Annotated in this window: 16 protein-coding genes, 1 pseudogene and 2 CRISPR repeat arrays; of the genes and pseudogenes, 7 read left to right on the top strand and 10 right to left on the bottom strand. The window is 63.5% G+C overall.

All coding sequences use genetic code 11. The features are described 5' to 3' along the window. Positions 1–13 precede the first annotated feature (13 nt). Positions 14–804: pseudogene (locus DBO86_RS27115) on the top strand (AraC family transcriptional regulator). A 69-nt stretch (positions 805–873) separates the two neighbouring features. On the opposite strand, the gene DBO86_RS23465 reads toward DBO86_RS27115, so the two are convergent. After that, positions 874–1,167: a YheV family putative zinc ribbon protein gene (locus DBO86_RS23465; protein ID WP_108235004.1), complete on the bottom strand. Its 294-nt coding sequence runs from the start codon at positions 1,165–1,167 to the stop codon at positions 874–876. After that, on the bottom strand, positions 1,164–3,212 hold the full coding sequence (prlC, locus tag DBO86_RS23460) for an oligopeptidase A (protein ID WP_108235003.1): 2,049 nt from the start codon (positions 3,210–3,212) through the stop codon (positions 1,164–1,166). Before prlC ends, DBO86_RS23465 begins: the two co-directional genes overlap by 4 nt. Before the next feature lie 121 nt (positions 3,213–3,333). On the opposite strand from prlC, the gene DBO86_RS23455 reads away from it, so the two are divergent. Together DBO86_RS23455 and DBO86_RS23450 are read left to right on the top strand one after the other, a co-directional pair. Further along, positions 3,334–3,876 (top strand): gamma carbonic anhydrase family protein, encoded by a 543-nt coding sequence (locus DBO86_RS23455; RefSeq protein WP_084341995.1) that lies wholly within the window; start codon positions 3,334–3,336, stop codon positions 3,874–3,876. Further along, positions 3,873–4,373, top strand: coding sequence for a GNAT family N-acetyltransferase (locus DBO86_RS23450; RefSeq protein ID WP_003464687.1), 501 nt, complete (start codon positions 3,873–3,875; stop codon positions 4,371–4,373). The genes DBO86_RS23455 and DBO86_RS23450 overlap by 4 nt, the downstream gene beginning before the upstream one ends. A gap of 167 nt (positions 4,374–4,540) precedes the next feature. Continuing rightward, positions 4,541–6,369: direct repeats of the CRISPR family, unit length 28 nt; unit sequence TTTCTGAGCTGCCTACACGGCAGTGAAC. Between the two features lie 130 nt (positions 6,370–6,499). Here the strand turns inward: DBO86_RS23450 and cas6f are convergent. The 4 genes from cas6f to csy1 are packed head-to-tail and all read right to left on the bottom strand — an operon-like array spanning position 6,500 to position 10,446. Further along, complete coding sequence (cas6f, locus tag DBO86_RS23445) at positions 6,500–7,063, bottom strand: type I-F CRISPR-associated endoribonuclease Cas6/Csy4 (protein ID WP_108235002.1); 564 nt, start codon at positions 7,061–7,063, stop codon at positions 6,500–6,502. A 2-nt stretch (positions 7,064–7,065) separates the two neighbouring features. Continuing rightward, a complete protein-coding gene (gene csy3, locus DBO86_RS23440; RefSeq protein ID WP_108235001.1) occupies positions 7,066–8,085 on the bottom strand; it encodes a type I-F CRISPR-associated protein Csy3 in 1,020 nt (339 codons plus the stop codon). 5 nt (positions 8,086–8,090) lie between these two features. After that, entirely contained in the window at positions 8,091–9,092 is a 1,002-nt protein-coding gene (gene csy2 / locus DBO86_RS23435) for a type I-F CRISPR-associated protein Csy2 (protein ID WP_108235000.1), read from the bottom strand. Then, positions 9,085–10,446, bottom strand: a complete 1,362-nt coding sequence (gene csy1, locus DBO86_RS23430) for a type I-F CRISPR-associated protein Csy1 (protein WP_108234999.1) — start codon at positions 10,444–10,446, stop codon at positions 9,085–9,087. The genes csy2 and csy1 overlap by 8 nt, the downstream gene beginning before the upstream one ends. Before the next feature lie 248 nt (positions 10,447–10,694). Here csy1 and DBO86_RS23425 point away from each other — a divergent pair, with 248 nt between their 5' ends. Both DBO86_RS23425 and DBO86_RS23420 read left to right on the top strand, forming a co-directional pair. After that, positions 10,695–11,036: a helix-turn-helix transcriptional regulator gene (locus tag DBO86_RS23425; protein ID WP_004425370.1), complete on the top strand. Its 342-nt coding sequence runs from the start codon at positions 10,695–10,697 to the stop codon at positions 11,034–11,036. Beyond that, a complete protein-coding gene (locus tag DBO86_RS23420; RefSeq protein ID WP_108234998.1) occupies positions 11,036–12,301 on the top strand; it encodes a type II toxin-antitoxin system HipA family toxin in 1,266 nt (421 codons plus the stop codon). The genes DBO86_RS23425 and DBO86_RS23420 overlap by 1 nt, the downstream gene beginning before the upstream one ends. 131 nt (positions 12,302–12,432) lie before the next feature. Here DBO86_RS23420 and cas3f read toward each other — a convergent pair whose 3' ends face one another. Further along, positions 12,433–15,783, bottom strand: a complete 3,351-nt coding sequence (cas3f, locus tag DBO86_RS23415) for a type I-F CRISPR-associated helicase Cas3f (protein WP_108234997.1) — start codon at positions 15,781–15,783, stop codon at positions 12,433–12,435. Further along, on the bottom strand, positions 15,780–16,748 hold the full coding sequence (gene cas1f, locus DBO86_RS23410) for a type I-F CRISPR-associated endonuclease Cas1f (RefSeq protein WP_004425364.1): 969 nt from the start codon (positions 16,746–16,748) through the stop codon (positions 15,780–15,782). Before cas1f ends, cas3f begins: the two co-directional genes overlap by 4 nt. A 114-nt stretch (positions 16,749–16,862) precedes the next feature. Then, a CRISPR array of direct repeats spans positions 16,863–17,372; the repeat unit is 29 nt; unit sequence TTTCTGAGCTGCCTATTCGGCAGTGAGGC. A 262-nt stretch (positions 17,373–17,634) separates the two neighbouring features. Here cas1f and DBO86_RS23405 point away from each other — a divergent pair. Both DBO86_RS23405 and DBO86_RS23400 read left to right on the top strand, forming a co-directional pair. Next, on the top strand, positions 17,635–18,597 hold the full coding sequence (locus tag DBO86_RS23405; RefSeq protein ID WP_074855824.1) for a hypothetical protein: 963 nt from the start codon (positions 17,635–17,637) through the stop codon (positions 18,595–18,597). Positions 18,598–18,662: 65 nt separating this feature from the next. Then, positions 18,663–19,310, top strand: a complete 648-nt coding sequence (locus DBO86_RS23400) for an HAD family hydrolase (RefSeq protein WP_084342088.1) — start codon at positions 18,663–18,665, stop codon at positions 19,308–19,310. Between the two features lie 75 nt (positions 19,311–19,385). Here DBO86_RS23400 and DBO86_RS23395 read toward each other — a convergent pair whose 3' ends face one another. Beyond that, complete coding sequence (locus DBO86_RS23395) at positions 19,386–19,616, bottom strand: DUF1161 domain-containing protein (RefSeq protein WP_074855826.1); 231 nt, start codon at positions 19,614–19,616, stop codon at positions 19,386–19,388. 63 nt (positions 19,617–19,679) lie between these two features. Beyond that, on the bottom strand, positions 19,680–20,741 hold the full coding sequence (locus tag DBO86_RS23390) for an aminopeptidase (protein ID WP_108234996.1): 1,062 nt from the start codon (positions 20,739–20,741) through the stop codon (positions 19,680–19,682). Positions 20,742–20,801 lie beyond the last annotated feature (60 nt).

Below are 20,801 nucleotides of genomic sequence, written 5' to 3'. Positions count from 1 at the left end.
AAAGAGCCAGCAAGTGTCGCCAAACAGACATCGCGCCACCCTGCATCGCAGCCTGCCCGAGCTGCGCAGCCTGCCTCGGCCGCTGTATGGCCGCACCGAATCGCTGACCAACCGCGCCCTGACCTTTCGTCATACGCACCCCTGGGTGCAGCTGTCCTACGCCATCGCCGGGGTGCTCGAGGTGCAGACCGCTGGCGCCCGTTTCGTCGCCCCGCCGCAGCGCGCGGTGTGGGTGCCGGCGGGTGTCGAGCATCAGGTCTTCAGCTCGCCACGCACCGAAATGCGCAGCCTGTACATCGACGGCAGCGCGGTGCCTGGGGGCCGGCCGAGTGCCGGGTGCTGGCGGTCAGCCCGCTGCTGCGCGAGCTGATTCGCGGTTTCAGTGCGTTGCCGGTCGAATACGACGAGCAGGGCGCGCCTGGTAGATTGGCGGCAGTGTTGCTGGACGAACTGCGCGCTGCGCCAGAGGTGGCGTTGATGCTGCCGCTGCCGCAAGACGCGCGGCTGCGCGAGGTGTGTCAGGGGCTGGAGGATGCGACGCTGCGCCAGCTCGGCCTGGGCGAATGGGGCGAGCGCCTGGGGGTGTCGGAAAAGACCCTGAGCCGGTTGTTCCTGCGTGAAACGGGCCTGAGCTTTCGCGTGTGGCGCCAGCGCCAGCGTCTGCTCGATGCGCTCACCCCACTGGAGCAGGGTGAGCGTGTAACCGATGTGGCGCTGGCCTGCGGCTATGACTCGTTATCGGCGTTTATCGCTGCCTTTCGCCGCCAGTTCGGCGCAACGCCCGAGGAGTTTTTCCGCGGTTAAAGTCAGGTGGGTGCAACTCGCCTGCAGCATCGGCGCTCGGCACCGCTAACCCACCCGAGAATGCCCGGGCTAGGTGGGCTCGCTCGGTTTCTTCAGCTTCGGGTTGGGAAAGAACTGCACCGCCTGCACGTTGGGGGCGGCCGCCTTGGGCTTCAGGCCGCTGACGTTGACCCGCGTGGGGATCTCCTTGGGCACCGAATTACCGCGTGCGTCGAGGGTGTCGGCATAGCCGCACTTGACGCATTCTCGGTGCGGCACGCCGTCGACGTTCCACATCTTGATGCTGTCGGTCTCGCTGCACGCCGGGCACACGGCGCCGGCGATAAAGCGCTTGGGCGTGCTGTTCACAGGAGCATCGCTCATGCGGCCTCCTGGCTCAGGCCGAGGTGGCGCAGCAGGGCGTCGATGCTCGGCTCACGGCCGCGGAATTCGACGAACAGCACCATCGGTTCCTGCGAGCCGCCACGGGCGAGGATCGTTTCGCGGAAGGCGCGGCCGGTATCGGCGTTGAACACACCTTCTTCCTCGAACTTGGAGAAGGCATCGGCGCTGAGCACTTCGGCCCACTTGTAGCTGTAGTAACCGGCCGCATAGCCACCGGCGAAGATATGCGCGAAGCCGTTGGCGAAACGGTTGTAGGCTGGCGGGCGCAGCACCGAGACCTCGGCGCGCACGCCTTCGAGCACGTCGAGCACGCTGCGGCCGTCGCCGTGGGTGGCGTGCAGTTCGAAGTCGAACAGCGAGAACTCCAGCTGGCGCACCATCATCAGGCCGGACTGGAAGTTCTTCGCCGCCAGCATCTTGTCCAGCATGGCCTGTGGCAGCGCCTCGCCGGTTTCATAGTGGCCGGAGATCAGCGCCAGGCCTTCCGGCTCCCAGCACCAGTTCTCCATGAACTGGCTCGGCAGCTCGACCGCGTCCCAGGCCACGCCGTTGATGCCCGAGGCACCGGCGTGCTCGACGCGGGTCAGCAGGTGGTGCAGGCCATGGCCGAATTCGTGGAACAGGGTGGTGACCTCGTCGTGGGTCAGCAGTGCCGGTTTGCCGCCGACCGGCGGGGTGAAATTGCATACCAGGTTGGCCACCGGGGCGATCAGCTTGCCCTGGGCGTCGCGGCGCTTGTCGCGGGCGCCGTCCATCCAGGCACCGCCGCGCTTGTTGGCGCGGGCATAGAGATCGAAGAAGAAGCGCCCGACATGCTGGCCGTTCTCGTTGATCTCGAACAGGCGTACGTCCGGGTGCCAGGTGTCGAAGCCTTTCAGTTCGCGAATCTCGATGCCGTAGAGCTTCTGCACAATGGCGAACAGGCCGGTGAGCACCTTGTCCACCGGGAACCAGGCGCGCACTTCTTCCTGGGAAATGCTGTAGCGCTGCTGGCGCAGGCGCTCGCTGTAGTAGCCGACGTCCCAGCTCTGCAGGTCATCCAGGCCCTGCTCGGCGGCGAAGGCTTTCAGCTCGGCGAGATCCTGCTCGGCGAAAGGCTTGCTGCGCACCGCCAGGTCACGCAAGAAACTCAGCACCTGGTCGGTGCTCTCGGCCATCTTGCTGGCCAGGCTCAATTCGCTGTAGTTGGCGAAGCCGAGCAGGCGCGCCAGTTCCTGGCGCAGGTCGAGAATCTCGGCTATCAGCGGGCCGTTGTCGTTCTGCCCGGCGTTCGGCCCCTGGTCGGAGGCGCGGGTGCAGTAGGCTGCGTAGACCTCTTCGCGCAGGGCGCGGTCGTCGGCGTAGGTCATCACCGCGTAGTAGCTGGGGAATTCCAGGGTGATCAGCCAGCCGTCCAGGCCTTTGGCCTCTGCGGCCTGTTTCATCTGCGCCTTGGCCGAGTCGGTCAGGCCGCTCAGCAGGGCTTCGTCGGTGACCTGCTTGGTCCAGGCCTGGGTGGCGTCGAGCAACTGGTTGGAGAACTTGCTGGTCAGCTCGGACAGGCGCATCTGGATTTCGCCATAGCGCTTCTGCTGCTCGGCCGGCAAATCGATGCCGGACAGACGGAAGTCACGCAGGGCGTGTTCGAGGATGGTTTTCTGCGCTACGTCGAAATTGGCCGCAGCCGGGCTCTTGGCCAGCGCGTCATAGGCCTCGAACAGCGGCTTGTTCTGGCCCATTTCGGTCCAGTATTCCGACAGCTTGGGCAGGCAGGCCTCGTAGGCCGCGCGCAGCTCTGGGCTGTTGCATACGGCGTTGAGGTGGCTCACCGGGTTCCAGGCTCGAGCCAGGCGCGCACCGAGTTCGTCTAGCGCCAGCACCAGGCCGTCCCAGCTCGGATTGGCCTGCTGTTGTTCGAGCAGTTTGGCGATGGCAGCGCGGCTGTCTGCCAGGATCTGGTCGATGGCGGGTTCGACGTGCTCGGGTTTGATCTGCGAGTAGGGTGGCAGGTCGAAGTCTTGCAGCAGGGGATTATTCGCGGTCACGACGAGGCACCTGTGGCGAAGGAAGAGAGGCTGCGCCGGGGAAAATCCCAGGACGATTGCAGTCGATATGGGGGCCATCTTAATTACAATCAAGCTTTCCCGCAGCCCAGGAGCCTCTATCGTGGCGATTCGCAAATACCAGCAACACCTCCCCCAACTGGGTGCGCGCGTCTTCGTCGACGCCTCCGCCGTGGTCATCGGTGATGTCGAACTGGGTGAGGACAGCTCGGTCTGGCCGATGACCGTGATCCGTGGCGACATGCACCGCATCCGTATTGGCGCGCGTACCAGCGTGCAGGACGGCAGCGTGCTGCACATCACCCACGCCGGGCCGTTCAACCCCGATGGTTACCCGCTGATCATCGGTGACGAAGTGACCGTCGGGCACAAGGTCACCCTGCACGGCTGCACCCTGGGCAACCGGATTTTGGTCGGCATGGGCAGCATCGTCATGGACGGCGCGGTGGTCGAGGACGAGGTGATCATCGGCGCAGGCTCGCTGGTGCCGCCGGGCAAACGCCTGGAAAGTGGCTATCTCTACGTCGGCAGCCCAGTGAAACAGGCGCGCCCGCTGACCGACAAGGAACGCAACTTCTTCAGCTACACGGCCGGCAACTACGTGAAACTCAAGGATCTGCACCTGGCCGAAGGCTACGACCAGTGAGCGATGAACTGATCATCCGGCCCATCGAGGCAGCCGATTTCGACCAGGTCTGGCCGATCATCCGTGACGTGGTGCAGGCGCAGGAAACCTACGCCTTCGACCCGAACATGGATCGTGAGACGGCCTGGAAAACCTGGGTCGAACTGCCGCGCGCCACCTTCGTTGCCGAGCAGGACGGGCAGATTCTCGGCACCTACTACATCAAGGCCAATGCCGCTGGGCCGGGTGACCACGTGTGCAACTGCGGCTATATGACCGCCCCGGCCGCCCGTGGCCGCGGCATCGCCAGCCGGCTCTGCGCCCATTCGCTGCAGGTGGCGCGTGAATTGGGCTTCAGCGCCATGCAGTTCAACAGCGTGGTGGCCACCAACGAGGTCGCGGTCGCGCTGTGGCAGAAACACGGCTTCGCGATAGTCGGCACCTTGCCCAAGGCCTACCGCCACGCCCGGTATGGCCTGGTGGATTGCCATGTGATGTTTCGTAGTTTGGACACCTGAAAGTCCGTGCGGCAGCGAGTCGTATCTGCGATTCCGCTTAGACCGGCGGCTTGGTTCCGGACACGGATTTTTGCGTAGGGCGGGCTCAGGAGCGAAGCGAAGTGCGCGCAAATTGCTGCCTACACGGCAGTGAACGAGCGCAAGCGGATGCAACGCGTTCTGCAGCATTTCTGAGCTGCCTACACGGCAGTGAACCATCGCCAGGGGGGCAAACTTCGCCGGTGCTATTTCTGAGCTGCCTACACGGCAGTGAACAACCCGGACAAAGTCCTGGTCTTCATCGACCATTTCTGAGCTGCCTACACGGCAGTGAACGCTGCCACCAGCACCGCCGCCGACCAACCCATTTTCTGAGCTGCCTACACGGCAGTGAACTCCTCGTTTCGCCTCGCCGTTGTGGTTAGCATTTTCTGAGCTGCCTACACGGCAGTGAACCCGAAACCTGCTGCAGTTCGCGTTCTGGACGGTTTCTGAGCTGCCTACACGGCAGTGAACTGCCGACGGATTGCCGCGCACTGGCTGCTGCTTTTCTGAGCTGCCTACACGGCAGTGAACACCATCGGCGCCATCCTCGCCACCATCGCCCATTTCTGAGCTGCCTACACGGCAGTGAACTGGATTTGTGGCTGGAGCGCAGGCCGTTTCATTTTCTGAGCTGCCTACACGGCAGTGAACAAAATCCATGACCCTGAACCAGATCCGTGACCATTTCTGAGCTGCCTACACGGCAGTGAACATGGCCATCAGCACCTTCTCCGCTTCGGCCACTTTCTGAGCTGCCTACACGGCAGTGAACCTGAGCTGCCCGAGCCAGACTTCGCCTTAGACTTTCTGAGCTGCCTACACGGCAGTGAACAGTATTACAGACGATCAGTTGGCGGAGCTGGATTTCTGAGCTGCCTACACGGCAGTGAACGACGCGACTGGAATCCCTAGTCGCCGCCTTATTTTCTGAGCTGCCTACACGGCAGTGAACCGAGGCAGGTACTGCAACTACGCGCAGGGCGTTTTCTGAGCTGCCTACACGGCAGTGAACTCCAGTGCACGCACGGTGGCCAGGGTGAACCATTTCTGAGCTGCCTACACGGCAGTGAACGGCGCGACCGCCGCCGTCGTTCTCGTCGGTCATTTCTGAGCTGCCTACACGGCAGTGAACCGGCTGATCTACAACCCCAAGCCGGCGCGCAATTTCTGAGCTGCCTACACGGCAGTGAACGCTTTTCAGCAACATCATTCCTCGCCCGTCCTTTTCTGAGCTGCCTACACGGCAGTGAACACGTTGCCGGCCTTGATCACGCCCCAGTTGATTTTCTGAGCTGCCTACACGGCAGTGAACTCGTCGGCGAAGGTACCGCCGTTGGCCGTGATTTTCTGAGCTGCCTACACGGCAGTGAACGCATCAGCCCGCTGGCCGAGGCCGTTGCGCAGTTTCTGAGCTGCCTACACGGCAGTGAACATGAGTTCCCAGGTGGCCAGGTTACTCCTGCCTTTCTGAGCTGCCTACACGGCAGTGAACGATTCAATTCGCCACAAGCGCTTCCCGAAGCTTTTCTGAGCTGCCTACACGGCAGTGAACGGCTGCCCGGCACGATGGGTTCAGCAATGCCTTTTCTGAGCTGCCTACACGGCAGTGAACGTCCCATGTGCTCGAAAAATCAGGATTGGCAATTTCTGAGCTGCCTACACGGCAGTGAACTTCTCGGTATGGTCTGGCACGTCCGGCGAGGTTTTCTGAGCTGCCTACACGGCAGTGAACGCACACCGTCGACGGCGCGGGCCTTGCCCCATTTTCTGAGCTGCCTACACGGCAGTGAACGCGGTAGTCGCGGCCGCCACGTAGCTTTCAATTTTCTGAGCTGCCTACACGGCAGTGAACCGACGGCCCGGCCGGCACGTAGATCTGCCGCTTTTCTGAGCTGCCTACACGGCAGTGAACCCGGCATCGAGCGGCAGGCGCGTTTGCACCACTTTCTGAGCTGCCTACACGGCAGTGAACTAGAGCCTAATAACCCTAACGGCTTGATTGTTAAAGAACCTGCCCGATTTTTCCGGTGCTACCCCTTTTTTCGGAGCCGCTTGCAAGTGCTTGATTTTGCAAGGGCTCCGTTTTGGGCTGGGAAAAAGGGTCAGAACCAGGGCACGCTGGCCTGGGCGCTAAGGCCGTAGGCGCCGAAGGTGCCGGGGGTGGGTTTGTCGAGCAGTGGGCCGTGGCGGATAAACAGGCGGAAGCTGTGACCGCTGCCGTTGCTGCGCAAGGTGGCATAAGGCAGGTCGCAGCGTTTGCCGGCGCTGTCGGGGATGCGCTGGCGCGCCTCTGCTTCGCTGATGCCGTGGCGCTTGATCAGGCGGCGGCGGGCGCGCTCCGGGTTGCTGTCCACCTGTACGCGGCTGACGCAGCGCCAGCGCACCTTCGCCGGGATGGGCGCCAGTTCACCCAGGTTCAAGTGGTCGCGCATGCCGCTGAGCCAGTTCAGCGCCATCAGCCGATCCAGCGCTTCGGCACTGCCATGCAGGCGCAGGCGGGTGCCGAGGCCGTGGCCCGCCGTTTCCACATCCGGGAAGCTGATGCCCACATCGCTACGACGCAGGTCATGCAGGCCTCGGTGCAACTTGGCGAGCAGGGCGCTCATCAACTGCGTGGCCGGAAATTCTGGGTCGGGCAGCAGTTTCAGGTCGAGGTAATGGTTCATGGCTAGCCCGCCTCGCCAAACACGCCACCGCGAATCAGGGTGGCCATGACGAAATGCTGGTCACCGATGCTGGGCACTTTGTCCTTGAGCAGCCAGTTGTCCAGCAGGTTGTAGAAGTCCGCCTTGGCCTTGGGTTGGCGATAGGCGCGGCCTTCGGTGGTGACCGAGCCGTAGGGTTCGACGGCGATGGGGCCGAGTTCGCCAGCGTCCGGATACCAGGTGTCGATGGTGCGCAGGGCATTGCCGAGTTTCTGCGAGTGCATCCCGGCGACGCCGTCGACGCTGTACAGGGTCTTGCTCTTGTCGCCCTTGCCCCGGTCGAGGATCAGCTCCTGGGAAGGGAAGACCTCCTGGCCGGCGCCCATACGCACGTACGCGGTGATGCCCAGCAGCAGGTGACGCTCGCCGCTCAGGCCGGCAGCGATCAGCTTGGCCAGTTCGTCCAGCGCTGTGGCCGCCGGGCCGCTGGCGTCGAAGTTGCGCAGGGAAAGGCTCAGCGCATCGAAGCTCCACTGCTTGGCCGCTTTGCCATCGACCAGGTGGGCAATCTGTACCTCTATCTGTTCAGCACCGATACGGTTGCGCCACAAGAAGCGACCATTGGCCAGGTTGTGTGCGTAGCGGCGTGCCAGTTCAGCGAAGCCGTGGCTGGCGACGTAGCTCTGCACGGTATCCAGCAGCTTCTGTCGGTAGGCGGCATCGTTGCAGGCTGAGGGCGTGCCGGCACCACCGAGTACGCGCAGGGTGAAGCTGACGCGCAGCGTGTCGGCGTCATGCGGCAGGGCCGCGACGTCGACGGTCTGCAGGTTGGGGTTCTCGATGGCGGCGTCGAGCTTGGCTGGGTCTTGGTCTTTGGCCTTGAGGCGATTGGAGATGGTGCCGCGCACGGATTTTTCCCGCACGGCGAGCGGTTGCCAGGTGTCGCGCGTCTGCCAGTCACCGGCATGAAACAGCGCATCGGAAGGGTCGAGCTTGCGCTCGAAGGCCAGGACGGAAGCAGTTTTCAGAGGGGTGGTGGTCATGATGGTCACTCCATGTCATCAGTGCAGAGGGTTTGGCTGTAGAGGTTGTGGCAGCGGTACAGGCCGGCCTGGGGATCGGCGCTGGCGTACCAGAGCAGGTCATCGACATCGCGCAGCCGGTGCGGGCTGAGCCATTGGCCGATGGAGTAGAGGCTTTCAACGAAACGCAGCGGGGTTTGTCCGTCCCGCGCGTTGGCCACGCTGCCGGCGGCTTGCATTGGGCCGAGGGCGCCATAGCCGACCGGGATCGGCACCAGCCAGCCGTTGGGCATTACGCGCTGGGCGCGCCACTCGACTTTGGCAGGCTGGCTTTCGCTGGCCGGGCGGGCTTCCTGGGCGCGCAGGTTCAGGCGTGAAAGGTCGAGCCAGCCATCGAGCAGATCGGCGCTGGCGTTGTCGGCCTGCAGATGTTGCAGGTGGGTCTGTAGCAGGTCGTCGCGGCTGACCAGGGCGAAGCCCGGCAACCAGCGGCGACGCAGGCGGCGGAACTGCTTGCTGCGCTCCTCGCCTTGTGCCAATGGCTCCAGTACCGGCTGGTGCTGCGGATCGAGGAACACGCTACCGCCGGCGATACGCATGCTGCCCAGCAGATTTGCGATTTCAGCGGCGATCGTGCGGCGCTTTTGCCAGTCGCCCTGCACCGGGTCTGGCTGGCCGTCTTCGCTATAGCCGCTGACGCCGAAGATCAGCGTGATATCCAGGTGGATGCGCCCCTCTTCGACGATGGCGGCGGTTTCACCGCGCTCGTTGACCGGGTTGCGGGTCAGGCGGAAGGCGCGTTGATAGCCCCCGGTGACCTGGGTGTCATGGCTATGGCAGACCACCCCGACGCTGTCGAACATCAGAGCGAAGCGACCCTCGAGCTTGCGTTCGACGGCCTGCATCAGGCCGATAAAGGCGCTGATGGCGGGGAAGCCCCAGGTCAGCGGGCTGGAAATGGCGTTGGCGTTCTGCACCCGCAGGTGGGGGACGATCAGCAGGCCGTTGGAGGTGGGCAGCTCACTCATGTTCGGCCTCCAGGTCGCGTTGCTCGCGCTCGAATTGTTCGACCCAGGCCCGGTTCAGCCAGTCGAGGTCGAGCCACAGGGCATTGCTGCCGGCCTGTTTGGCCCAGTAGCTGTTTTCCACATCACCGACCGAAAGCTTGCTGACCAGCCGCGCATTGAGCCAGTTGGCGAAGCGCTCGCGAATTTCCGTGAGCCACTCCATGCGTCGCCATTCGCTGGCGAAGATGGCGTCGTGCTCGGCGCGGCGGAAATCCAGCCACAGCTGCTCGGCGCGGTTGAGGTTGCACTCGGGCTTGGCCGACCAGCCGGGCTCGAAGGCCCAAAGCTCGACGGCGTACAACAGCAATTCGTCGATCAGCTCGGTGAGCAGTTCATCGCGGCTGTTGCGGGTGTGCACGTTCGCTGGTGGGCCGCTGAGCAGAAAGTCGCGCAGGGTGCGCACCAGTTCGGCCACTGCCGGGCGCTGGCCGAAAGCGGGGAAAATCGAACCGTCACGGGTACGGATCGGCAGGCGCACATCGCGCGGCTGCCAGCTTGGCGGCAGGGAGGCGAGCAGGTAGTTGTCGCCACGCCGTTCGCTGTTGAGCTGGGAGATGTTCTGCGGTTTGGTGCCGCCGAGCTTCTGCACGGCCAGGTCGGGGTATTCGTGGATCACGCCAGGGTGAAACTGATTGTCGCGTCGTGCCTGGCGCGCTTCCTTGGCCGGCTCGCCGAAGCGGTCGGCCTGGATCTCCTGATACACCCGATGCGCCAGCGAGCTGGCATACAGCGGGGCGAGCAGATGGTAGTGCTCATCGTTGCGCGGATCATCGCCGACCAGCCAGTACAGCTGCTTGCCGTAGGTGTGGGAGGCCAGGCCGTCGCGCGCGCGGGTGATGCCGGTAAAGGCTGCGGCCAGACTCCGGGCCTGCTCGTCATCTGTATGCAGCGCGGCAATGGCATCGGCATCTGCGGCCAGCAGCAGGTCGAGCAGTGTCTGGCCGTCGTGCTCCAGCTTGAGCAGCTTGTAGACATCCAGCGCGGCGGCATTGCCCACCACATCGCCGGCAAAGTCGTCGCCCAGGCAATGGCTGCCGACCAGCGCATGTTGCGGCAAGCTGTTCGGCAAACAATATAGGTTGGTGCCCTTGGCGTCCGGGTGAATGGCTTTGAGCGTATGCGTCACCGCCTGGATCTGCCCGGCGCGGCGAGCGGCATCTTCCAGCCATACGTCCGGGGCGAATTGGGCAAGCAGGGTGGCGCGCTTGGGGTCATCATCGGCCAGGCCTTCGAGCTTGGTGGTCAGACGCTCGGCGATAAAGCGCTCGATCAGGCTGCGGATGGCCTGTCGTCGGCCAGGGGAAGGGCTGTGCATAGCGACAAATCCTTATGCTGGGAGGCAACACAAAAAGTAGCATTGTTTTGCCACTAATCTTGACTGCCCGTCTGATCCAGAGCATTGAGCCTTTTATGCTGCATTAGCTTTAAAAGCAGCATTTATACTGCAAATAAATACTAGTGAAGCTCATAAGCTTCAAGTAGATTTATTTGCAGCATATAAGGCTCTTTTTATCCAATAGAGCCTTATATGCTGCACTCTGGATAGAGCGAGTGAGGTAGCCCATGCGCAGTACAGTGCTGACCCAGATCAAACGCCGACGCCTGCAGCTTGGCCTGAAAGGTACGGATATGCCGTTGCGGGTGGGGTTGAATCGCCAGCAGTACGGCAAGATCGAGAAAGACGGTAACCCCAGCCTGGCTACCCTGGACAAGATCGCCGAAGGCCTGGACGCCACGCTGATGCTGATCCCCAAGGAGCTGGCACGTCAGGTCGAGCAACTGCTGGAGGCCGGCCCCGCCAGGGCGCAACAGAACTACGCCGTGGATCGCTCGCCATCGTCTGCGCCTGGTGCGGGCGTCAAGGAAACTATCGAAGACCCCTGGCAAGACCTGGGTGACGACTGATGGCCGGCGAGCAGGTTTCGGCACTCAGGTTGACGCTGCATGGGCAGTTGGTGGGTTACGTGGCCGGCTATGCACATAACCGCACGGTGTTGTCGCTGGCGCCGTCGTTTGTTGAGGATGCCAACCGCCCCGCGCTGACCCTGTCACTGGCCAACCCGGCCACTTTCGCGACCCGTGCTGGCAAGAGTTTCCCGGTGGTGACCAATATGCAGTTGCACCCGCTGCTGAGCAACCTGCTGCCCGAAGGCGCGCTGCGCCAACTGCTGGCCCAGCGCTTGAAGGTCCATGAGCACAACGAGTTCCCGCTGTTGGTACACCTGGGCGGCGACCTGCCCGGTGCGCTAATCGCCGAGCCGGTTGCTGCCGAGGCTATCCCGGATGCGGCCTTCGGTGACCGTGGGCGGCTCGACCGAGTGGCGGTGGCTACCGTGGACCGGGTGGCGCATTTTTCCCTGGCCGGGGTGCAGATGAAGTTTTCCATGCACCAGCGCGATGGCCGTTACCAATTGGGGGATACGGCGGCGCCCGGTGACTGGATCATCAAGACGCCCTCCACGGTGCATGATCATGTACCGCTCAACGAATATACCTGCATGCACCTTGCGGCACTGGCCGGCGTGGATATACCGGAAATCCGTCTGGTAGAACTCGACAAGCTCGAGCGTCTGCCGCAGATCAAGCTGCCGGATGAAGGCTATGCCTATGGCATCCGCCGCTTCGACCGGGCCGAGGGCAAGCGCGTGCATGCCGAGGACTTCGCCCAGGTGCTGTTCGCCTATGCGGCGGACAAGTACCAGAGGGCCAGTTACGAACAGATCGCCCGGCTGATCTATCAGAACACCTACAGCGGCCAGCGTGACGTGGTGCAGATGGCTGTGCGCTTGCTGGTCAACATCCTGTTGGGCAACGGCGATGCGCATCTGAAGAACTGGAGCATTCTCTATCCCGATGGCGTGAACCCGGTGCTGTCGCCGGCCTACGACATCCTCTTCACCAAGGCCTATATCCCTGCCGAGCAGCACTACGCGCTGAACATGGCGCAGACCAAGCAGTGGTATGAGGTATCGCTCGAGCACTTCCGGCGTTGGGCCAAGCGCGCGGATCTGCCGGAGTCGCCGATTCTCTACAACCTCAAGGCCGCCATCGATAAGGCTCGCGCGCTATGGCCGGCAGCCCTGCGCGATAGCCCCATGCATGAGGCGCACAAGGCCGTATTGCGTGAGCACTGGCGGGCGCTGCATGGGGATTTTCGGATTGATAGTTAGCTGCTGACATCACGGTTCCTACCCAACGGAGTCGCGGCTAAAGCCCCTCCCACAGGTCTTCAATGCTGTGGGAGGGGCTTTAGCCGCGATGCTGTAGCCCTGCTACACGCCGCGCAGGGTGTAGGGGAATCTCACCTGCGTTTGGCAAAGCCCAGCGCGGGGTGAAAGCGCCAGCCTCGCTCGCTCTCGGGCAGACTGACGGTGCCGAGGCGCTTGGCGCAGCCCTCCAGACTCATGTCCAGCTCCTGTGCCAGTTCAGACAAGGCCTGGAGGTAGTCGGTAGCACCCCAGGGGCTGATGCGCGGTCCGGCCAGTTCGCTGTCGGCGATGCGCTGGTGCAGGCTGTTTTCCACCGGCACGTAGATTTGCTCGTAGCGGCGCTGGCCGGGGTCGATGCGGTGTAGCTGGTAATCCTCATCGTCTTCGTCCGGCAGCAAGATCAGCTCGACCTTTGGCTGGGTGTCGAGGCGAAAGGGTTGTTGCTGCTGGGCCAGGGCCGTGAGGTGCAACAGCGGCTGGCTCCAGCCGTCATGGGCATTCATTTCACGCGGCTGGCTGCTTTGCCGCCGCCGTTCGCGCTCTGACAGCGTGGCCGGGTCGGGTGCGGCGGGTTGCAGCATCCAGCCTTGCAGGCGCGCGTGTTCCAGATCGACCAGGTTGCCCTTGGCATCCAGTGGCGCGGGGCGTTCGAGAATGCGCGGGCGGGCGTCGATCCGTTGGTATTGCTCGGCTTCCAGCAGCCTGTCCAGACGATGGCTGTTCAGCCGCCAGGGGTGTTCCGTCTCGAAACCGGGTTTGCAGAAAGCTGGCTGGTCGCGCCGTTCGGCATGGCGCAGGTTGCTGTCGAATATCTGCACATTGGTTGTGCTCCAGGGCTCGGGGCGATGGCGCCGCACGCGCCCGGCCAACTGGATCAGCGAGCGCATGGAGGAGGGTTCGACCAGTGCCCAGTCGTAATCATGGTCGCGGCCCACTTCGGTGACCGGCGAGCCGAGCACGATAAACAGCTGCTCCGGCTCGTCGAAGCGCTCCAGGCGTTGGCGAATCTCCGGCAGTGCGAATACCGCATCGGGCTGCTCACGTTTGAGGGTGGCATCCAGCCGACTCTCGATGGCCGAGCGCAGCAGCAAAGGAAATTGCGAGTGGTAGACGCACAGGTGAATCCGCGTGCCGGCGGCCGCACCCAGACGGAACAACGCCAGGGCCACATCGAACAGGGGCTCGATATTGGCCATGCGTACCATGCCGAAGCTTACGCGCTTGCCGCTGTGCGGGTCGGTTGTGGCGTTGGTGTCGTGCAGGCTGCGGGCGGCGGTCAGTATCTGCTCGGCGAAAGCCTGGCGAATCTCCTCCGGGCGCTGGCTGGCAAAGCGCAGCGGCAGCAGTTGCGCCTGGCGGCGCGTGGGCTGCGTCGCGAGCCAGGCGTGGCGGCGTTGGGCGAAGTCCAGGTGGGCGGCGCTGAAACTGGCGCTGTCGCTACAGTCCAGGCGGCTTTGTCGCTGTTCATCGACCCAGGCACAGGCGATGGCCGGCAGCTCGCCAGGGCGTTCGCCACGATGATGCTGATACTCGACACGCCCGGCGCGATAGGCCTCGAACAAACCCTGGGTCAGGGCGGGCGGCAGGGTGGCTGAGGACAGTAGCACGCGGCTGCCCAGCAGCCCGGCCCAATGCACCAGACGCGCCAGGGCAGGCAGGTCGGCGATATCGAAATCGTCCGGCTCGTCGAGCACCAGGTCGCCGCTCATCAGGCGCAACATGGGCGCTATCTGTCGCCCGCCGCGCTGACTCTCGGTGGCAGGGGTCAGGTGGTCGATGGTGCAGACCAGTACCGGCGCGATCAGCAGGGCGCGCACCTGGGGTTCGTGGATCACCTTGTTGAGCAGCGGATGGGCGTCCACATTGCCGTCGAAGCGTACATGACCATCGTCTTCGAACAGTGCCTGGCTGGAGGCCGAGCCGCTGCGTTCGGCGAGCGCCTGCTGGTGCTCGAACAAGGTACTGTTGGCCGCGCCACCGACGCGAATGGCCAGGTCATCCTCGTCCAGTCGAAGGCGTTGGCGGAAGGCGCGCCCGGTTTGCAGGGTCAGGCTGCGCAGGCCAAGGGCGAAGGCACAGCGCATGCCGCGCTCGGGGTCGCTCAGGGCATACATGATGCGTGCATTGCCCAGGGTCTTGCCGCAACCGGTGGAGGCCATATTGACGATGAACGCACCGTGCCGAGCAGCCTGTTCGCGCATGCCGGCGGCCAGGTCGAAGGCCTTGTCCTGCCAACGAAAGCGTTCGTTGCCGCTGCGCTTCTTCAAGCCCTTGTGCCGGCTCAGGCGTGGCAGGCTGCGCTCGAAGTCGGTCAGGCGATGGCCGATCAGCCCGGCATTGGCCTCGACCCCCAGCAGATGTTCGTCGAGGCCCTGGTTGAACTTGCCGCTTTTGCGCTCGGTATTGGCCCACAGCGGATAGCCCGCCTCGCCCTGCACCCGGCCTGGGCCGGTGAGGCTGGAATAGTGGTGGTCGGCGAGCATCAGGTTCAGGCGTGCCAGGTGCATCAGGTAGGGGCTGCCTAGCCAGTCGCGCTGTGGGCGGCGTGGCAGTAGGGCGAGCAGACGTTGGGCCTGCTTGCTGGCCCGTTTGCGCCAGCGCTCGGTGGTCACGGGCAGGCCGTGGGGGAAGTGCCAGTAAGGTTCGATCTGCGCCCTGTCCTGGGTGGTGCAGTGCTCGTTCCAGCTGGCGTCGATATCTCCTGGCAGGTTCTTCAGCATGCCCAGCTGGAAGTGGCGGATCTTGCTGCCCAGGCGCGTGTCCTCGCTGGGCATCAGGGGCAGGCGGTGATGGGTCAGTACCAGCCAGGCCAGGGCGGCGGCCAGGGGCGGTAGGTGGCGAAAGGGCTTGTCGCAGTCGGGGTCGAGGCCGTCGCGTTGCAGGCGGCTCAACCAGCTGGCGTCATCCTGCTCGCTGGGGTTGGCCAGGCGCGCCAGCCAGGTCGGGTCGTCGTCGTTGCCGACGAAGGCCTGGAACAGACGCAGCGATGTCCATTCGTGGCGATACAGGTTGCGCTCCATGGGCGCGCCAGGTTTGAGGCGATTCTGGAAGGCCAGGCTGGCTTTGCCCAGATCATGCAGTAGCGCGGCCAGGGTGCTGAGCAGGTGAAGATCCTCGGCGCTGTGCCAGTCGTTCTCGTCATCCTTGCGCAATACGTCGCGGCGGGTGCTGTTGGTCGGCACCGCGCCCTGAGCGTTGAAGCGGCTGGCATCGCCGACTATCCACAGCAGTTCGCTGTGATCCTTGCCGCGGATCCAGTGGCAGGCCACGGCGGTATTGCGCCTGGCGCTCTTCTTCAACAGCTTGCGCAGGGTATCCAGCCCGGCCTGGGTGATCGGCGTTTGCCAGGTGCGCTCGCCGCGGCGCTCGGCGAACTGGTCGAGGATGCGCCGGCTCTCCACCAGGGCGCGTTTGTCGCACTGGGCGATCAGCAGCACATTCATGCGCCAACCTGCTCGGCCACGGCCTTGAGGGTGTCGATCATGAAGTCCAGTGACTCGCCACGGGTGAGGTTTTCGATGCAGGCCTGGCGAAACTCCTGTTCCTCGTCGCCGCGCACGGCGCTGACGAAAGCTTGCGGCAGGATGGTCGCGTCCTTGACCAGGTCGGCCACGTCGAACACCAGGCCGCCGCGCCGCGTCTTGCCGTGCAGCACGGCCAGGCCATGAGGGATGCCGAGCACCCAGGTGGCGCTGGCGGCCAGGCCGTAGGCCAGGTAATTACCGTGGTCGAGAAAACGGTTGGCCGGGTCGCCGCCGGAGCCGTGCTTGGCGCGGGTGAAGTCGCCATAGCTGACGGCACGGGCGGCGAGGGCGAACAGTTGCTTGCTCAGGCGGGCCTCTTCAGTAAGCAGGAAGGTGTTATCCGGTGCCGCCATGATGGCGCGCTGCGAGGCATCGAGGGCATTTTCCAGGGCAGTGGCGTCGACCTGGAAGCCGGCATCCTTCAAGGGCCGGCTATGCAGCCAGCCCTGGCGGATACGTTGCAGGCGCGCCAGTTGAAAGGCTTTGGCCGCCTCCAGGCGCTTGCCGTCATCGAACCAGAACCCTACCCACTTCTGCAGGTACTCGGTGGGGCGGTACTCGCTCTGCGGCGAGAACCAGGCGACCTCCACGTCCATCTCGTTGGCCGAGAACAGCGGTGTGCCGCCACCGCCACAGAAACCCACCAGCACGCCGGCCTTGGCCAGCTCACGCATCGCCGCCTGGGTGATCGAGGTGCCGGTGCCGAGGAGGATAGTGGTGGTGTTGGCGATGGGGATATTCCAGTACAGCGACTGCTTGCCGGCATCGGTGACGTACTCCACCCGCCCACCGTTGACCAGCACCCGGCAGTGCTGCAGGTAGTAGAGGTTGGCGCGTTTGGAATGGAGGATGGTCTTGAGGTCGGAGGGGCTGATGTCGTCCATGAGGGGCTCCTGAAACAATGCTGGCAGTTAAGCCCTTTTGCTTGTGGCTGCCAAGTGGCGGGCTGCCTATACGGCAGTGAAGCTCAGTCCGCAGCGACTCGGCCTCTGCGTGCATTTCTGAGCTGCCTACTCGGCAGTGAAGAAGACCAGCCTTCAGGACAGCCAGGATCGTTTTTTCTGAGCTGCCTACTCGGCAGTGAAGGAGAAGATCAAGCCACGCGCCGCGCACATGAATTTCTGAGCTGCCTACTCGGCAGTGAAGGGGCGGGGCGTAGAGCTGGGCGGATTCGACCATTTCTGAGCTGCCTACTCGGCAGTGAAGGAAAACCCAGCTGGTGATGAAAGCGTGGGACGTTTTCTGAGCTGCCTATTCGGCAGTGAGGCGTCGATCCGGCCTGGTTCCAGAGCCAGGCATTTTCTGAGCTGCCTATTCGGCAGTGAGGCCACGTCCGTAGACGCTGCTTTTGGTGTCCCATTTCTGAGCTGCCTATTCGGCAGTGAGGCTTTTCGCCGTTGGGCTACTTGTGGTTTTGATTTTCTGAGCTGCCTATTCGGCAGTGAGGCGCCAGCGCGAGCTGCAGGCGCAACTGGCCGATTTCTGAGCTGCCTATTCGGCAGTGAGGTAGGCACGATAGCCGGCAAACTTGCATCGCTCAAGGTATGGCGGGATTCGGTGGTGGTTGACCATTTTTTCTCGTCATCCGGCAACTCATTGATTTTTAAAAGACGATTTGTCCGTCGTAGAAAAATGGGTATGGGCATGCCTTGTAGGTGCTGACCGTTGTCTGGCCATACCGCACAGTTCTGCCATCTCGAGCTATTGCCCTGCTGGGAGGGGCGGTACTCTCGCGTTTCGATGGATTCAGACCTCGACAGGGAGTACCTCATGAGCCAAGCCAATCCCTTCGAACCTTTGCCGGCTGCGGCAGTGAATTCCAGTCCGGGCGAGTGGCCGGCATTGCCGCGCCACGTGGCTTGGGTTGCCTTGGCGGTCGGGGTGATCGGCATTGTCATCACATTGATTACCTGGGGTCGGATCGATGAGGTCGACTACGTCAGTTTGTTGCGTCAATCGGTGTCGTTCTGGCTGAGTCACCTGCTGCTGTCGGCGTTGGCCGCTTACTGGTTGACGTTGGTCTATCTGGAGCGCAACGGCCTGGCGGACTACCCGCAATCCGCGTCGCTTATGCTGGCCTATGGCGTGGCCTGGTTCCTGGTGTCCTGGGCGCTGGGGTATGCCCTGAGCTACCTGCACATGGGGCTTTACGAGCATTTCGATCATTACGGCGCTGGCGGCCTGCTCAGTGTTGGGTTGTGGTGGCTGGTCGGTCTGTTGCGTTTTACCGTCGAGGCGTTGTTGACGTTGTGGCTGGTGCTGCATCTGTTTCGCCACCAGGCCAGGCCGGCAGAGGCTGCCTTGCCGGTGTCGGCGACCACGCTGGCCTGGTGTTTTGCGTTGGGCATGGTGGTGGTCAACCTACAGTTGAATGCACTGGTGACACGCCTGTCGATGGGCGGTATGGCAAATGAGGTGCTCGACGGCTGGGCGGGGTTGAGCGGGCTGGTCAGCGCCGGCTTGTCCCTGCTGGTCGCCTTCTTCGCCGCACGTTCGGTGTTGCCGTCGCAGATGCTGGGGTTCAAGGGTGGTCGGCTGGCGCTGGCCTGTCTGATTACCTTTGCCTTGTGGTTCTGCAGCGGGATGCTGGGCATGATCCTGGTGCTGGCAGCGCTTTGGTTCGGTTTCGCGGGTAGCCTCGTGTTGCTGGGGCTGTTCGCTTTGCTGCAGCTGGCGCTGCTCTGGCCGTTCACTCGGCTGGGGCTGCGCTGGGGTTATCGGGTGCATGCCTGAGCGTGAAGTGGGCGCTGAAGGCGGGTATCCTTCGCGGCCGTTCCGATTGCGAATAGGCGCCCGCCATGCATCACTCCACCATTCTCTTCGACCTCGACGGCACCCTGACCGACCCGCGTGAGGGCATCACCCGTTCGGTGCAGTACGCGTTGGCCAAGCTGGGTATCGACGAGCCGGACCTGGCCGCGCTGGAGCATTTCATCGGCCCGCCCTTGTTGCAGTGCTTCATGGCCACCTACGCGCTGGATGAGGCCACCGGCTGGCAGGCGGTCAATTACTACCGCGAGCGCTTCCGGGTGACCGGGCTGTACGAAAATCGTGTATTCGACGGCGTGGAAACTCTGCTCGAGGCGCTGGTGGCGCAGGGCCGAACGCTGTATATCGCGACCAGCAAACCGACGGTGTTCGCCGAGGAAATCGCCCGGCACTTCGGCTTCGACCGCTACTTCACGCGCATCTATGGCAGTGAGCTGGATGGCACCCGCACCAACAAGGTGGAGCTGCTGGCGCATCTGTTGGAGTCGGAACGACTGGCGCCCGGCTCGGCGCTGATGATCGGCGACCGCAAGCATGACCTGATCGGCGCACGCAGCAATGGCTTGCAGGCGGTGGCGGTCGGTTACGGCTTCGGTAGTCGTGAGGAATTGCTCGGCGAGACGCCGGACTTTCATTTCGAGACGCTGGAGGAAATGCGCCGGGCCTTCATCTGCTGAAAACTGTAGGAGCGAGCTCTGCTCGCGAATGAAATCGAAAGCTTCATGAGCAAGCTCGCTCCTACAGGGGGTGTATCAGCCGTTGCGCTGATAGACGATCTTCTTGGTGCCGCCGTCGCAGCTGCCGACGACCATGCTCTGATCCTGAACTTCGCCGTTGGGCACGATCTCCAGGGTGTAGCTGGGCACGTTGTTGGCCTGAATCTTCACTTCGATTTCCTGCTTGAGTTCTTCGCAGGGCTTGGGCGCGGCCAGCGCGCCGCCAGCAAGAAGCATCAGGGCCAGGGCGGGAATCAGTCGTTGCATCGCTTGTACCTCCGGTGTTGGGCGAAACCTGAGTAGGCTGGACTGGCAATCTGCCCCGCAGTTCTAGTTGGTTTGCCTCAGGCTTTCCAGCGCGGCCCGACGATCCGCTTCCGGCAGCCGACCGAGCGCGGCCACGGCGGCGTAGAACGCGCGCCAATCCCGGCCCTCGCGCGTGAACAGTGCCGCGAAAGCCGGCACCCATTGGTCGTAGAGGCCGAAGGGCAGCAGCTTGGCGTTGTTTAGCGGGCTTTCGATCCAGGCGTCATAACGCCCCTGGCCGCCCCATTCGCGTTGGCGCAAGGCGCGGTAGTCGCGACGCAGGCGCTCGAACTCGTCCTGTTTGGCGATGCGCATGTCTGACTCCGGCAGGTCGCTGACGTAGAGCTGCTGCAGGCGCTCGCGGCTGGCCAGCACCAGTTCGATGAACTGCTGGCGCTGGCGCTCGTCGCTGGCCGGCGGCGTTTCACCACGGGCCGCGTGCCACTGACGCAGCCCCTCGCGTTCGACGAAGGTGGCGAAGGACTCGTTGAAGGCGGTATCGCCGGGCAGGTAGTACTGCTGGTGCGCCAGCTCGTGGAAGATCACCGCGATGAAACGCTCGTCGCTCCAGCGCAGCATGGTGTTGAGCAGCGGGTCATCGAACCAGCCCAGGGTGGAATAGGCCTCGACACCGCCGATGTAGGTGTCCAGGCCCTGCTGGCGCAGCAGCGCGGCAGCACCGCGGGCTCGGCCCTGCTGGTAGTAGCCGCGGTAGGCGACGCAGCCGGCGATGGGGAAACAATGCAGCTCGGGGTCGAGGGAGAACTCTGGAGTGGCGAACACATTCCACACCACGAAGGGGCGCTCCAGGTCGGCGTAGAGGCGATAGCTGCGGTTCTCTGGCAGCTGCAGGCTGGCGCTGGCGAAGTCCCGCGCCTGCTGGCTCAGCGTCAGGCGCTTGGCCAGATCGGGGTCGGTGGCCGAGTCGTCGAGCAGGCATTCGACTGGCTGGCGTGCCTGCAACAGCTGCCATTGGCCCTGACCGAGATGGGCGTAATAGTCGAGGGTCGAGCAGCCGCCCAGCAGCAGGGCAAGCAGGGGAACCGCGCAGCGGCGCAGCAGGTCTTTAGAAGAGGCGTTGGGCATGCCGTCACGCTAGCTGATCGCGTTGCTTGTCTCCAGCCCTGTGTGCGTGAATACGCTCGT

Source organism: Ectopseudomonas oleovorans (genome assembly GCF_003052605.1).
Taxonomy (GTDB): domain Bacteria; phylum Pseudomonadota; class Gammaproteobacteria; order Pseudomonadales; family Pseudomonadaceae; genus Aquipseudomonas; species Aquipseudomonas oleovorans_A.
The sequence above is the reverse complement of the archived record's forward strand: the minus strand, read 5'-3'. Positions and strand labels throughout refer to the sequence as shown.